At 72.1% G+C, this 13,154-nt stretch carries 12 protein-coding genes; 5 read left to right on the top strand and 7 right to left on the bottom strand.

The window, feature by feature from the left end; genetic code table 11:
* Nucleotides 1-45 precede the first annotated feature (45 nt).
* The 3 genes from ACZ6WH_RS15050 to ACZ6WH_RS15040 are packed head-to-tail and all read right to left on the bottom strand — an operon-like array spanning nucleotide 46 to nucleotide 2,929.
* The gene (locus ACZ6WH_RS15050) at nucleotides 46-690 is read right to left on the bottom strand and encodes a LutC/YkgG family protein (RefSeq protein ID WP_469728654.1); all 645 of its coding nucleotides are present in this window, start codon (nucleotides 688-690) and stop codon (nucleotides 46-48) included.
* Nucleotides 687-2,180 carry a LutB/LldF family L-lactate oxidation iron-sulfur protein gene (locus ACZ6WH_RS15045; protein WP_469728652.1) on the bottom strand — a complete coding sequence of 498 codons (1,494 nt, stop codon included), beginning with the start codon at nucleotides 2,178-2,180 and terminating at the stop codon, nucleotides 687-689. The genes ACZ6WH_RS15050 and ACZ6WH_RS15045 overlap by 4 nt, the downstream gene beginning before the upstream one ends.
* Complete coding sequence (locus ACZ6WH_RS15040) at nucleotides 2,177-2,929, bottom strand: (Fe-S)-binding protein (protein WP_432861014.1); 753 nt, start codon at nucleotides 2,927-2,929, stop codon at nucleotides 2,177-2,179. The genes ACZ6WH_RS15045 and ACZ6WH_RS15040 overlap by 4 nt, the downstream gene beginning before the upstream one ends.
* A 144-nt stretch (nucleotides 2,930-3,073) precedes the next feature.
* Between ACZ6WH_RS15040 and ACZ6WH_RS15035 the strand changes: the two genes are divergently transcribed.
* From ACZ6WH_RS15035 to ACZ6WH_RS15015, 5 genes are all read left to right on the top strand, one after another.
* Nucleotides 3,074-4,354 (top strand): MFS transporter, encoded by a 1,281-nt coding sequence (locus ACZ6WH_RS15035; RefSeq protein ID WP_469728961.1) that lies wholly within the window; start codon nucleotides 3,074-3,076, stop codon nucleotides 4,352-4,354.
* A gap of 503 nt (nucleotides 4,355-4,857) precedes the next feature.
* Nucleotides 4,858-5,196, top strand: a complete 339-nt coding sequence (locus ACZ6WH_RS15030; protein ID WP_469728649.1) for a hypothetical protein — start codon at nucleotides 4,858-4,860, stop codon at nucleotides 5,194-5,196.
* A gap of 31 nt (nucleotides 5,197-5,227) precedes the next feature.
* Nucleotides 5,228-5,545, top strand: coding sequence for a hypothetical protein (locus ACZ6WH_RS15025; RefSeq protein ID WP_469728647.1), 318 nt, complete (start codon nucleotides 5,228-5,230; stop codon nucleotides 5,543-5,545).
* A 183-nt stretch (nucleotides 5,546-5,728) separates the two neighbouring features.
* Complete coding sequence (locus ACZ6WH_RS15020) at nucleotides 5,729-6,835, top strand: acyltransferase family protein (RefSeq protein WP_469728645.1); 1,107 nt, start codon at nucleotides 5,729-5,731, stop codon at nucleotides 6,833-6,835.
* Nucleotides 6,836-6,980: 145 nt separating this feature from the next.
* A complete protein-coding gene (locus ACZ6WH_RS15015; protein WP_469728643.1) occupies nucleotides 6,981-7,502 on the top strand; it encodes an Asp23/Gls24 family envelope stress response protein in 522 nt (173 codons plus the stop codon).
* Between the two features lie 211 nt (nucleotides 7,503-7,713).
* On the opposite strand, the gene ACZ6WH_RS15010 is transcribed toward ACZ6WH_RS15015, so the two are convergent.
* From ACZ6WH_RS15010 to ACZ6WH_RS14995, 4 genes are all read right to left on the bottom strand, one after another.
* A complete protein-coding gene (locus ACZ6WH_RS15010; RefSeq protein ID WP_469728641.1) occupies nucleotides 7,714-9,981 on the bottom strand; it encodes an FUSC family protein in 2,268 nt (755 codons plus the stop codon).
* Nucleotides 9,982-10,092: 111 nt separating this feature from the next.
* Nucleotides 10,093-11,097, bottom strand: a complete 1,005-nt coding sequence (locus ACZ6WH_RS15005) for a Gfo/Idh/MocA family protein (RefSeq protein ID WP_469728639.1) — start codon at nucleotides 11,095-11,097, stop codon at nucleotides 10,093-10,095.
* 27 nt (nucleotides 11,098-11,124) lie between these two features.
* Complete coding sequence (locus ACZ6WH_RS15000; protein ID WP_469728637.1) at nucleotides 11,125-11,910, bottom strand: SDR family oxidoreductase; 786 nt, start codon at nucleotides 11,908-11,910, stop codon at nucleotides 11,125-11,127.
* Nucleotides 11,911-11,930: 20 nt separating this feature from the next.
* On the bottom strand, nucleotides 11,931-13,106 hold the full coding sequence (locus ACZ6WH_RS14995) for a phytanoyl-CoA dioxygenase family protein (protein ID WP_469728635.1): 1,176 nt from the start codon (nucleotides 13,104-13,106) through the stop codon (nucleotides 11,931-11,933).
* Between the last annotated feature and the right edge of the window lie 48 nt (nucleotides 13,107-13,154).

Below are 13,154 nucleotides of genomic sequence, written 5' to 3'. Positions count from 1 at the left end.
AGCCTCACGCACGCCATTTGGCTCAGAAGGTCATGTAGACCCCACTCATGGCGTCATCAGTACTACCTCCAGCGTGCGCGGCCCGTGCACGCCCTCCACCCGGTCCAGTTCGATGTCGCTCGTCGCCGAGGGGCCGGAGATCCAGGTCAGCGGGCGCCGCGCGGAAAGCCGCTCCAGCGCCTGCGGCACGGACGCCACGACCTGCTCCGGCACCCGTACGACGCAGATGTGGTGGTCCGGCACCAGCGTGATGCGGCGGCGCCCCTGGTCCGGGCCCGCGTCCAGCACGATCGTCCCGGTCTCGGCGACCGCCACCGCGCAGCCCGTCACCACGCTGTCGACCGCGTCCAGTTCGTCCGGCGTCGCCTCCGGCGCGTCCGGCACCACCTCCACGTCGCACTCCGCCAGCCACTCGGCCGGCAGCCCCGCCGGCACCACCACCGACCGCGAGCCCCGCTCGCCCAGCAGGTGCGCGAGCAGCGCCGGCAACCCGGCGGCGTGGATGTCGTGGACCACCGCGCGGTAGTCGGCGAGGTTCTCCGCCAGCAGCCGGGCGGTGTCCTCCGCCGGCTCGTCGCAGTGCGCCCGCAGATAGTCCCGCGGTACCGGCGTCTCCTCGGGGCCGGCGGCGCGCGGCACGTCCGCCAGCGCCCGGCGCACCCTCGCCATCACCACGTCCCGGCTGCTCACTTCGCGCCCTCCTGTCCGCTGCCGCGCTCCACGCGCCGGGTGCGCTGCCACCAGTCCCGGAACGACTCAGCCGGTACCGGCGGCAGGTCCCGGATGTCGGTCCAGGCACGCCCCGGCCCCGGCAGCCGCCGCGGATGCAGCCTCCGGGTGCGTGCCGCCAGCCGCTGCCCCGTGCGCAGCACACCGGGCCGGTCGAACGCGAAGGCGGCGGCCCGCATCGCCGCCCGTTCCGCCGCGTGCCCCTTCGCCGGCTTGAGCACCGTCCGCACCCCGCCCCGGGTGACCTTGCCGCCCTCCACCACCCGCTCCCGCAGGTGCACCAGCACCTCCGGGATGTCGATCGCCACCGGGCACACCTCGTAGCACGCCCCGCACAGCGACGACGCGTACGGCAGCGAGGCGTCCAGCTCGCTCGCCGTGCCGCGCAGCTGCGGTGTCAGGATCGCGCCGATCGGTCCCGGATACGCCGAGCCGTACGCATGGCCGCCGGCCCGCTCGTACACCGGGCAGACGTTCAGGCACGCGGAGCACCGGATGCAGCGCAGCGCCTGCCGCCCCACCGTGTCCGCGAGCGTGTCCGTCCGCCCGTTGTCCAGCAGGACCAGATGGAACGTCCGCGGTCCGTCCCCGTCCGTGGTCCCGGTCCACATCGAGGTGTACGGGTTCATCCGCTCGGCCGTGGCCGAGCGCGGCAGCAACTGCAGGAAGACCTCCAGGTCCTGCCAGGTCGGCACCACCTTCTCGATGCCCACGACGGAGATCAGGGTCTCCGGCAGCGTCAGGCACATCCGGCCGTTGCCCTCGGACTCCACGACCACCAGCGTCCCGGTCTCCGCCACCATGAAGTTGGCGCCCGAGATGCCGACCTTGGCGCGCAGGAACTTCTCCCGCAGGTGCAGCCGCGCCGCCTCGGCCAGTTCGGCAGGCCGGTCGCTCAGCCCGTCCGGTGCCGGGCGTCCCCAGTCGCCCATCTCCGAGCGGAAGATGTCGCGGATCTCGGAGCGATTGCGGTGAATCGCCGGGACCAGGATGTGGGAAGGGCGGTCCTTGCCGAGCTGCACGATCAGCTCGGCGAGATCCGTCTCGTACGCGCTGATCCCGGCCTCGGCCAGCGCCTCGTTGAGCCCGATCTCCTGCGTGGCCATCGACTTGACCTTGACGACCTCGCGCTCGCCGGTGGCCCGGACGAGACGCGTGACGATGCGGTTGGCCTCCGCCGCGTCGGCCGCCCAGTGCACCTGGCCGCCCGCCGCGGTCACCGCCTCCTCCAGCCGCTCCAGATAGTGGTCCAGATGGCGCAGCGTACGATCCTTGATCGCCCGCCCCGCCGTACGCAGCTGCGCCCAGTCAGCCAGCTCGCTCACCGCCCTGGCGCGCTTGTCGCGGATGGTGTGCGTGGCGTGGCGCAGATTGGCGCGCAGGCGGGTGTCGCGGGTGGAGCGGGCAGCGGCCGCCGGGAAGGCCGGCATGCCCAGGTCGGTGACGCTCACAGGACGTTCCCTTCCGTACTGGCCAGGATCTCCGCGAGATGGACGGGACGGACCGTCGAGCCCTGGCGGGAGAGCATGCCGCCGATGTGCATCAGGCAGGAGTTGTCGACCGTGCAGACCGCCGCCGCGCCGGTCTCCTGGATGTGCCGGGTCTTGTCGGCACCCATCGCCGCGGACACCGCCGGGTTCTTCACCGCGAACGTGCCGCCGAAGCCGCAGCACTCCTGCGCCCCCTCCAGCTCCCGCAGCTCCAGCCCCTTGACGTGCGACAACAGGGCACGCGGCCGGTCCCCGAGCCCCAGCATCCGCAGCCCGTGACAGGTCGGGTGGTAGGTGACCGGGTGCGGGTAGTACGCGCCCACGTCCGTCACCTTCAACACGTCGACCAGGAACTCCGTCAGCTCGTACGTCTTCGGCACGGCCTCCGCCGCCGCCTCGGTCAGCGCCCCGCCGCGCCCCTCCGCCGCGGCCTTGGCGCCCATGCGCGGATAGTTGTCCCGGACCATCGCGGCGCACGACCCGGAGGGCACCACCACGTACTCGTAGTCGCGGAACACCCGCGCGTACCGGAGCGCCAGCGGCTCCGTGGCGTGCCGGTAGCCGGTGTTGAACTGCGGCTGCCCGCAACAGCTCTGCGCCGCCGGGAAGCCGACCTCCACCCCCAGGCGTTCCAGGAGCGTGACCACCGCGCGGCCGGTCCGTGGATAGAGGGTGTCGTTGATGCAGGTGACGAACAGTGCTACGCGCACGTTGCCATCTCCTTTCGGCCGCCCTCGCACCTGGCGGCCACCGGCCTCGCGGGGGCATGATCACCTGATGGCTCATCCTGCCCGAGCGGCAGGGTCACGTGAAGGACCCGGGAGCGGAGGCGCATGTCGAGCGCGGAGAACAAGATGGCCGAACCGGCGGCGGGGGAGCGGCACCCGGTGTCCGCGGTCCGCCAGCTCGCGGCGGCGTCCGTGGGGAATGCGGTGGAATGGTACGACTGGTACGCCTACTCGTTCCTCGCGGTCTACTTCGCCGACCAGGTCTTTCCCAAGGCAACCGGCAACTCCCTCGTCCCGCTGCTGTCCACGTTCGCGGTCTTCGCGGTCGGCTTCTTCATGCGGCCGGTCGGCGGACTGCTGATGGGCGCGGTCGCCGACCGGCACGGCCGGCGTGCGGCCCTGACCATCACCATCCTGCTGATGGGCGGCGGTTCCCTGCTCGTCGCGGTCACCCCGACCTACGCCGCCGCCGGTGTGCTGGCGCCGGTCGTGCTGGTGATCGCGCGGCTGGTCCAAGGTCTCTCGGTCGGCGGTGAGTTCGCGGCCTCCACCACCTTCCTGGTGGAGTCGGCCGGGCCCGGGCGGCGTGGCCTGTTCGCCAGCTTCCAGTACGTCTCCACCTCCATCGGCCAGCTGGTGGCCTCCGGTACCGCCGCCCTTCTCGCCGTGAATCTCACCGAGGGGCAGATGGCCGGCTGGGGCTGGCGGATCGCCTTCGTCGGCGGAGCAGTCCTCAGTCTGCTCGGCCTGTGGATCCGCAGCGGCGCCCGGGAGACGAGGAGCGCGGAACAACAGGCCGCCCGCCCCGGGCTCTTCGAAGCGCTGCGCCGCTATCCCCGCCAGTCGCTCCTCATCTGCGGCATCACCGCGGGCGGCACCATCGCGTACTACACCTGGACCACGTACCTGCCGACGTACGCGCAGGTCAACGCGGGCTTCGACAAGGCCGACGCGCTCACCGTCGGCACGATCTCGCTGGCCTTCTTCACCGTGCTGCAGCCGATCGGCGGCCTGCTCTCCGACCGCTTCGGCCGCAAGCCGCTGCTGCTCACCTTCGCGCTCGGCTTCGCGGTACTCGCCGTCCCGATGCTGCACCTGGTCACGGACGCGTTCTTCTCGCTGCTGCTCGTGCAGTGCGCGGGGATGGTGCTGCTGACCGGCTACACCTCCATCGCCGCGGCCGTGAACGCGGAGGTTTTCCCGGCCCGGGTGCGTGCCGCGGGCATCGGCTTCCCGTACTCGCTCACGGTGGCGCTCTTCGGAGGCACCGCGCCCTACGTGGGGACGCTGTTCAAAGACCTCGGCAACCCCGGCCTCTTCCCCTATTACGTGGCTGTCCTGTGCCTGCTCTCCTTCGTTGTGTACCTGCGGCTCCCGGAGACGGCGAAGCAGCCGTTGGAGACCTGAGGCGCCATCAGGCCCGGTACGACGGCGGGCGCCGCTCTCCCTTGGGACGAGGGGGAGCGGCGCCCGGTGATGCGGTTCCGTCAGACGAGCCAGCCCACGAAGTGGATGACGCTGGCCAGCACGTTGGTGAGGAAGTCCATCGGGTCGTTCTCCTTGTACATGGTGCGTTTCTGGGACACGCCCCCGCTCCGGAAAGGGACTTCGGCCGAGGGCGGCGCGGTGACGGTCTGCAGCCCGTCGCTTGCGCCCCGTAAGCTTCACCTGCCTCAGGCAACTAAAGAAAGCCCTTTAGTGGGCGATCACGCGTTCTGGGGAACAACCGCTCCCGTGTTCGTCTGTTCGCAACCTGGGGCGCCGGGTGCCGGGCGTCGCGGGTTCCACCCGGTCATCGCCTGCACCGCCCGGCGCGGCCGTGGTGTTTTCGGTGCGGCGAATTCCGGGATTGCCGGTCGGGTCGGCCGTTTTTATGCTGCCGCCATCGGAATTGACCGGGGGAGGCAGTCGTGTTCGTGGTCAGCCGGTATTTCCTGTGGGTGACGGGACGCCTGACGGTTTCCGTGACCATTGCGCTGAATCCGGACCGTCGGTATCTCATCGCCGGCGGGCTCACCGGAAAGTACGACGACGCCTACGGGCAGGTGTTCATCTCGACGGTGTGCGTCCGGAGCGGCAGTGACCAGGTGCTCTGCGGGGTACGGGACGATCCGGCCGACGCCCCGGCGGACAACATCCGCCGGCTCAACATCAATGAATTCCTCAACAACGCGACACGGGTGACCGTAAAACTCCGCAGTGACGGCGGTGGTCACCGTGCCGAGGGAATCGTTTACGACATCACCTGAAGTTCGAGAGGTCGACGGGAAAGGGCGAAGGATGAAAACGGTCAGTTATGTCGTTTACGACGGGGACACCGGCGCCGTCGTCCACATGCACGCCGAGCCGGTGGACATGGACAGCTCCACGGAGGAAATCCTCCGGCACGCCGATCCGCGGCGCCAGCGGCAGAACCTGAAGGTGCTCAAGGTGCCCGCCGACGCGCCGGCCGCCGCCCCGATGCGGGTCGTGGACGAGCGCATCGTCTTCGAGGAGGGCGGTCGCGCGGCGAAGGCCGAAGCGGCGGCGACCGGCGGCGCGGGCCTGACCGACGGTTCGCCGGCCGAGGGGGCGGAGCGCACCTACGAACCCCGGTGAGTCACACGGCCGCCCTCCGATACAGGGTGGGACATCCGACACAGTGGTGGGACATTCGACGCCGCGCCCCATGGGGCCCTAGGGTCGTGCCCTACAACGTGTAGGAGGAGGGTGGGCCGTCCCGCTCACGGTGACCGGTGGGGACAGCGGGAGGCACGCCGCGGTCATCGCTGAGGAGGCCACGTGGGACAGCGCTCGCCGGACGTGCCGGGGGCAGGACGCGATCCGTTCTTCGACAACGCGAAACTGCTGGCCATGGTGCTGGTCGTGGCGGGACACGCCTGGCAGCCGCTCAAGGACAGCCACGCCGTGTGGTCCGCGTACCTGTTCCTTTACATGTTCCACATGCCGCTGTTCATCGTGATCTCCGGCTACTTCTCGCGGAGTTTCGTCCTCAAGCCCGAGCAGGGCAAGCGGCTCATCACCGGCGTCGCGGTGCCGTATCTCCTCTTCGAAACCGCCTACACGCTGTACGGCAACGTCGTCGACGGCCGCCACAACGACCTCAGCCTGCTCTCCCCGTGGTACCTCACCTGGTTCCTCGCGGCGCTCTTCGTGTGGCGGCTCACGGCGCCCCTGTGGCGGGCGATGCGCTGGTACGTCGCGGTCGGGCTCGCCTTCGCCGTCTCGCTGGTCGGCGCGGCCACCTCGGTGAGCGGCGTCCTCAACCTCGACCGCGTGCTCCAGTTCCTGCCCTTCTTCGTGATCGGTCTGGTGCTGCGACCGGAGCACTGGCAGCTGCTGCGTGCCCGGTGGGTGCGGATCGCGTCCGTACCGGTGCTGGTGGCGGGCGCGGCCTTCGCGTACTGGGCCAAGGGCCGGATGACGGCGCAGTGGGCCATGCACAACCACAGCTGGGGCGAGCTGCACGTCTCCTGGCCGGTCGGCGTGGCGATGGTGCTGGGCACGACGCTCTGCTCGCTCGTGCTCTCGGTGGCGTTCCTGGCTCTGGTGCCGCGCCGCCGCACGTGGTTCACCGCGCTCGGCGCCGGCACCCTCTGCGCCTACCTGCTGCACGGTTTCTTCGTGCGCACCGCCGCCTGGAAGGGCTGGTTCGACGCGGCGTTCTGGCACACCCCGGCCGGTGAACTGGCCGTCACCGTCTTCGGTGTCGCCCTCGCGCTGGCCCTCACCTCTTCCCCGGTGCGCCGCTTCTTCCGTCCGGTGATGGAGCCCCGGATGGACTGGGCCTTCCGTATGCCGCTCGCGCGCCGCCCGGCGCCCGCCCGGCCGCCCGAGGAGGCCCCGGCACCGGCCGCGACCGCGGGGAGCCGCACGACCGGCGGATGAGGACGGTCCGTCCCGCGTCGCGTCGGCGCGGACAGCCTCCGGAAGAGTGCGGCGGACCGCGTGACGGCTGCGGCTCCGGCGGGTCCAAGTGGGCAAGAGCGGGTGACCGCCACCGACGCGCACCCGTCCGACCGAGGAGCCTTTCATGACGACGCAGCAGACGCCCCAGCAGCCGACGCAGCGGCCGAACGCCGCCAAGGGCACCGCCTCCCCGAAGGGCGGCCCCGTCGGCAACACCACCCTGAGTGGTGGCGCGGCCGGCGCCGACCAGCCCGCGGCGACGCGCGGCAGGACCGCCATCGCGGACGTCGTGGTCGTCAAGATCGCGGGCATGGCGGCGCGGGAGATCCCCGGCGTGTACGACATGGGCGGCGGCCTGTCCCGCACCTTCGGCGCCGTCCGCGACCGGGTGCCCGGCGGCCGTCCGAACGTCGGCCGCGGCGTGAAGGTCGAGGTCGGCGAGCGGCAGACGGCCATCGACCTGGACCTGGTCGTGGAGTACGGCGTACCGATCACGGACGTGGCACGGGACGTGCGGGAGAACGTCGTCGCCGCGGTGGAACGCATCACCGGCCTGGAGGTCGTCGAGGTCAACATCGACGTCAACGACGTCCACCTGATCGAGGACGACGCGGAGTCCGCGTCGGCCGACTCGCGGGTGGCGTGAGCACCGCTCCCGGAGGCCCTCGGCAGGCGTCGGCCAAAACGCCGCCGCGTGTCCGCAGTGTTGCCGCTCCATGGGCGGTGCTGCGGCTTCGTGGCCGGCCGGCGCACGGGCTTCCGGGAGCCCCGCAGCGCGTCCTACGGTCCGTCACACCGGCCCGGGAAAGAGCGCGGCACGGTCCCTGCCGCCGGCGGGCCCGCGGCGGGGGCGGGCCTCAGCCGGTCGAGCCCACGCTGCGTCCGGCCACCGGCACGTCCAGTGGCCGGGCGAGGCCCACCACGCCCTCGTCGAGGCGCTGGAGGTGGCGCAGCACGCGGTAGGTGACGGTGCCGGAGCGCGGGGCGCCGGTGTCGTCCACGTCCAGTATCGAGGCGATGCTCGCGCCGGCGGTGACCTCGCCGCGGGCGCTCTCGTCCACCACCCGCGCCACTATGACGTCGATGTTCCGGGCGATGCGCAGGCCCGCCCGCTCCAGCCGCGGGTCGGCCGCGACGGTCTTGCTGTACGGCACCAGCTCGGCGGTCGCCGCCAGCGAACGGGCGTGGTACGCGCAGGTCTCCAGCAGCGCCACCAGATAACGCGCGGTCTGCCGGCGGACCCGCAGCGGCGTGATCGGGTGCGTCAGCGGCTGGGTGGAGGCGCGCAGATCGTCCAGCGCGGTGTCCAGGTCCCGCGCCTTGTCCAGCAGGTCGACGGCGGGGCCGCCACTGAGCTGCTCCACCGCCGCCGACACCACGTCCCGCAGCCGCTCCAGGACCGTGCCCAGCAGCTCGTCCGTGCGGCTGTCGGTGTGCACCGGCAGCACCAGCACGGCCGCGATGATGCCGCAGGCCGCGCCGAGCGCCGTCTCCTCGATGCGCAGGATCAGCACGTCCAGGCTGTAGGTGTTCAGCAGCGTGTAGAGCAGGCCGAGCATCGCGGTGACGCAGAAGGACATCAGTGCGTACGACAGCGGGGCCGTGAAGAACATCCCGAAGATGAAGAGCAGGACCAGGCCGAACGCGAGCCAGGTGTGGTTGCCGACCAGGCCGGCGAGCGCCACACCGGCGACCACGCCGAGGACGGTGCCCACCAGCCGACGGTACCCCTTGACCATGATCTCGCCCGTCGAGGCGGTGTTGAGGAAGACCACCCAGCAGGTCAGCACCGCCCAGTACCAGCGCTGGCTGGAGAGGAACTCGCCGCCGATGATGGCCAGCGTCGAGCCCACCGCCACCTGGAAGGCGGCCCGGGTGGTGGGCCGCCGCAGCCCGGTGCGTTCCTCGGCCGCCTGCTCCTCCGCCTCCTCGTCCAGGCCGGCCATCGCCACGTCCTCGGCGTCGAACTCCTCGCGGGAGCGGGCCGTCGCGGGGCTGTCGTCGGACGCGTCCTGCGGCCCGTCCAGCGCCAGCCGCAGACCCAGCACGGCGCGCGCGGCTTCACCGATGCCGCGGAAGACGTCCTGGACGGCGGGCGAGGCGGGCGGCAGCTTGTCCTCGTCGCGGTAGCCCAGCAGCCGGTTGCGTACGTGGGCGACGGCCATGCCGCGCCCGTCCCCGGCGGGCCGCGCGATCAGCAGGTGCAGCGCGTTCAGGTCCCGGCGGAGGGTGATGGTCGTGGCGTCCTCGGTCGGCATGCGGTGCTCGGCGACCTGCACCGGCGCGTGCGGCAGGTGCAGGGTGATGGTGTCGGCGCGCTCGGCGCTGCGCGCGTTGAGCAGGGTGACGCCGAGCCGCTCGGCGGCGATCTCGGCGTCGGCGACGCGCCGCTGCAGCCGGGCGGCGGTGGCCGCGTCCCGGGTGCCCTCGTCCAGCCGGCCCTGGATCATCAGGGCCGCCTCGTGCAGCCGGGCGGTGCGCTGCCGCAGGGTGTCCAGGACCTTGTCCAGGTCCTCCGGGGTGGCGTCGAGCAGTTCGAGCTGGGCCGCCACCAGTTGGGCGAGCCGGGCCCGGAACGCCTCGCGCAGCCGTCCCAGCGTGCGCTGGGGTGTCTCCGGCACCACGGCGAAACGTACGACCGCGCTGCACGCGAACGCGACGGTCAGCGTCAGGTACAGCTCCGGCAGTGTGTCGGTGGTGGCGCGGACGAACAGCGAGACGAAGTAGACCTGGAAGCCGATCAGGCCGAGGGCCGTGCCGCGGTCGCCGAACCTGCGGCCGTATACCGCGGCGAAGATCAGCAGGACGAAGAAGACGTCACCGGCGATGATCTGCGAGTGCAGCAGCGCGCCCAGCGACATCGAGGCGAGGGCGACGGGCAGTGCGCAGGCGAGCGTGACGGCCTGCCCGCGCACCTCCTTCTCCTTGATGGCGAAGGTGCCGACCATCGCCGCCATCGCGCCCGCCACCATGTGCGTGACGTCCGTGCCGAGCAGGGCGAGGACCGCGAGGGTCAGCGTGATCGCGCCGACCGTCCGCAACCCCGCCATCAGCCGCAGCAGTCCGGGGTCGGACGCCGCGAAGCGGTCCCAGGTGCCGGTGCGGGCCCGCCGTATCGCTGCCATCACGCTGCCGTACTCTCCCGTTGCTCGCCATGATCCATGGAGGCTCCAGCATCCCATGACGGGGGTGCCGGCACCCAGGACGGTCCGCCGGAGATCCCGCGGAACCGGTGGTCAGGACGTGCGCACCTCCTCGATGCGCACCGGCCGCCGTTCATGGAGCGACAGTGTGCACGCCTCGGCGATCCACCCCGCCTCCAGCGCGTCGGCGACGGTGCACGGGGAGGGGCGGGTGCCCGCGACCACGTCGGTGAAGGCGGCGAGCTCGGCACGGTAGGCGGCGGCGAAGCGGTCCATGAAGAAGTGGTGCGGGGTGCCGCCGGGGAAGGTGACGCCCGGTTCCACCGAACGCAGCGGCAGCCGGTCCTCCAGGCCGGCGGCGACGCTGTCCTTCATGCCGTGCAGCTCCAGCCGGGCGTCGTAGCCGCGGGGGTTGTGCCGGGTGTTCGACACCACCGCCAGGGTGCCGTCGTCGAGGGTGAGGAGCGCGGACGCGGTGTCGACGTCGCCCGCCGCCGCGATGTACTCGGCGCCGCGGTTGCTGCCGGTCGCGTACACCTCGGTGACCTCGCGCCCGGTGACCCAGCGGACCGTGTCGAAGTCGTGCACGGCGCAGTCGCGGAAGATGCCGCCGGAGACCGCCACGTACGCGGCGGGCGGCGGCTCGGGGTCCAGGGTCGTGGACCGTACGGTGTGCAGCGGTCCCAGCTCGCCGCTGACCACGGCGCGCCGCGCAGCCGCGAAGCCGGGGTCGAAGCGCCGGTTGTAGCCGATCTGCACCGCCACCCCGCTCGCCTCCACGGCCTTCAGGACGGTCAGGCTCTCCTCCGGGGTGCGGGCCACCGGCTTCTCGCAGAAGACGGGCAGTCCGGCCTCGACCGCCGCGTGGAGGAGCGCGGGATGCGCGTCGGTCGCCGCCGCGATCACCACACCGTCCACCCCGGAGGCGAGTACCGCCTCCGGCGAGTCGGCCGGTTCGGCACCCAGCCGGTCCGCCGCCGCGGAGACGGCGGCGGCGACCGGATCGGTGACCACGAGGGAGCCCACCGCGTCGAGCGCGGCGAGGGTCTGTGCGTGGAAGGTCCCGATCCTGCCGAGACCCATGATGCCGAGGCGCATGCGCGCTCCTTCCATACGTACGCGAGGTCAGTCCGAGCCGCCGATGACGTGCTGGCTCCAGTCGATGACCGAGCCGGTGACGACCCCGCTGCGGTCGGACAGGAGGAGGACGACGAAGTCGGCGATCTCGTCGACCTGGCCCAGCTTGCCCATCGGCTGCGTACGGGCCGCCTGTTCCAGCCAGTCGTCGCCCGCGCCGTGGAAGGCGCGCTGGACGGCGTCCTCGCCCTCGGTCTCCGTCCAGCCGATGTTGAGACCGTTGATCCGGATCCGGTCCCAGCGGTGGGCGTGCGCGGCGTTCTTGGTCAGGCCGGCGAGCCCGGCCTTCGCTGCGGAGTACGGCGCGAGGTACGGCGGGCCGCCGTGCGCGCAGTCGGAGCCGATGTTGACGATGGTGCCCGGCGCCTTGCGCGACACCATGTCGGCGACGGCCGCCTGCATGGCGAAGAACGGCGCCCGCAGGTTGACGGCGATGTGCGCGTCGAACAGCTCGGGCGTCGTGTCCAGGAGCGAGCCGCGCGAGGTCAGCCCCGCCGCGTTGACCAGGCAGTCGATGCGCCCGTACGCGGCCACCACGTCCTCGACGCCGCCGCGTGCCTGCGCGGGGTCGGCCAGGTCGGCGCGGCGGAAGGCGGCCTTGGCGCCCGTCGCGGTCAGTTCGGCCACCAGCGCCTCGCCGACCTCCGCGCGGCGGCCGGTGACGACGACGGTGGCGCCTTCCCGGGCGGCCGCGCGGGCGATCCCCGCGCCGACCCCCTGGCTCCCGCCGTTGATGAGCACGATCTTGTCGGTCAGCAGTTCCCGTAGTGCCATGTCCGCTTCTCTCCGCTCTCTCAGCCGCGCCGTCGTTCGGCGCCGGCCCGCAGTTCCTTGCGCAGTGCTTCCGGTGTCCACTCCCCGGCCAGCGCCTGCCGCACGATGTCCGCCTGGGACGGCGGCGCGAGGCCGCCGACCGGCGCGTCCCGGTCCAGGTCGGTGGGGAAGGGGTAGCCCTCGGCGGAGGCGGCGACGACGTTCCGCAGCCACTCCTCGCCGGCGCCCGCGGCCTTGCGGCGCAGCAGGACGGGGAAGACGGCGTCGACCACCGCCGCGCGGTCGACGGTCTCCATGGCGCGGCCGAAGGCGGAGGAGATCTGCAGCAGGTTGGCCATCCGCCGGATGTCCGCCGAGCGGTTGTGTCCGGCGGCGTGGAACAGCGCGGGGTTGAAGAACACCGCGTCCCCCTTGGCCAGCGGCAGCTGCACGTGGTGTTCCTCGAAGTACGCGATGAACTCCGGGCGCCGCCAGGCGAGATAGCCCGGCTCGTACGCCTGCGAGTACGGCAGGTAGAGCGTCGGCCCGGACTCCACCGGCATGTCGCAGTGGGCGACGGCACCCTGCAGGGTCAGGGCGGGAGAGAGGCGGTGGACGTGCGCCGGGTGGGCGGCGGCCTGCTCCTGGGTGAGGAAGCCGAGGTGGTAGTCGCGGTGCACGCGCTGCGCGGCGCCGCCGGGGTTGACCACGTTGATCTGCGAGGTGACCTGGTAGCCCGGCCCGAGCCAGGCCTCGGCCACCAGGGCGACGAGGTCGTTGGCGTAGTAGTCGGCGAACGCCTCCGGCGCGCGGACGGCCGTCTTCTCCAGGGCGTTCCACACGCGGTCGTTGGCGCCGGGCCGGGCGAAGTGGTCGCCGCGTGCGGTGCCGGCCGCCCGCTCCTCCTTGATGAGGGCGCGGAAGGCTTCGGTGGCGCGGTCGGTGACGGCGGCGTCGAAGGCACCGGCGAGGACGACGATGCCGGGCCCGTCGAGGAGGGCGCGGATCAGCTCGGCCTGCACGGTGCGGCGGCCGTCCGGGGTGGCGGTGAGCGTCCGCAGCCGGTCGCCGGAGTAGCGGGGCACGTTCTGCTCGACGGTGTCGGCGGCCGGGAAGCCGGCCGGGTCGGTGGTCCGTTCGACCAGGGTGCGGAAGGCGTCGAGCGAGCAGTCTGCTCCGGTCAGCCAGGGGTGGGACGCAGCGGGGTGCGCGTACATGCCGTTCCTTCCGGTGAGCAGTGGGTTCTGTCATTCTTGTGAGCCCTG

The organism is Streptomyces sp. NPDC050806 (genome assembly GCF_055586425.1).
The sequence above is the reverse complement of the archived record's forward strand: the minus strand, read 5'-3'. Positions and strand labels throughout refer to the sequence as shown.

Coding starts and splice junctions, on each gene's coding strand:
- ACZ6WH_RS15005 (WP_469728639.1), bottom strand. CDS start 11,097: ATGCGCCTCGGCATCATGGGTCTCGGCAGGATCGGGACCTTCCACGCA.
- ACZ6WH_RS14995 (WP_469728635.1), bottom strand. CDS start 13,106: ATGTACGCGCACCCCGCTGCGTCCCACCCCTGGCTGACCGGAGCAGAC.
- ACZ6WH_RS15000 (WP_469728637.1), bottom strand. CDS start 11,910: ATGGCACTACGGGAACTGCTGACCGACAAGATCGTGCTCATCAACGGC.
- ACZ6WH_RS15025 (WP_469728647.1), top strand. CDS start 5,228: ATGAAAACGGTCAGTTATGTCGTTTACGACGGGGACACCGGCGCCGTC.
- ACZ6WH_RS15035 (WP_469728961.1), top strand. CDS start 3,074: ATGGCCGAACCGGCGGCGGGGGAGCGGCACCCGGTGTCCGCGGTCCGC.
- ACZ6WH_RS15010 (WP_469728641.1), bottom strand. CDS start 9,981: ATGGCAGCGATACGGCGGGCCCGCACCGGCACCTGGGACCGCTTCGCG.
- ACZ6WH_RS15015 (WP_469728643.1), top strand. CDS start 6,981: ATGACGACGCAGCAGACGCCCCAGCAGCCGACGCAGCGGCCGAACGCC.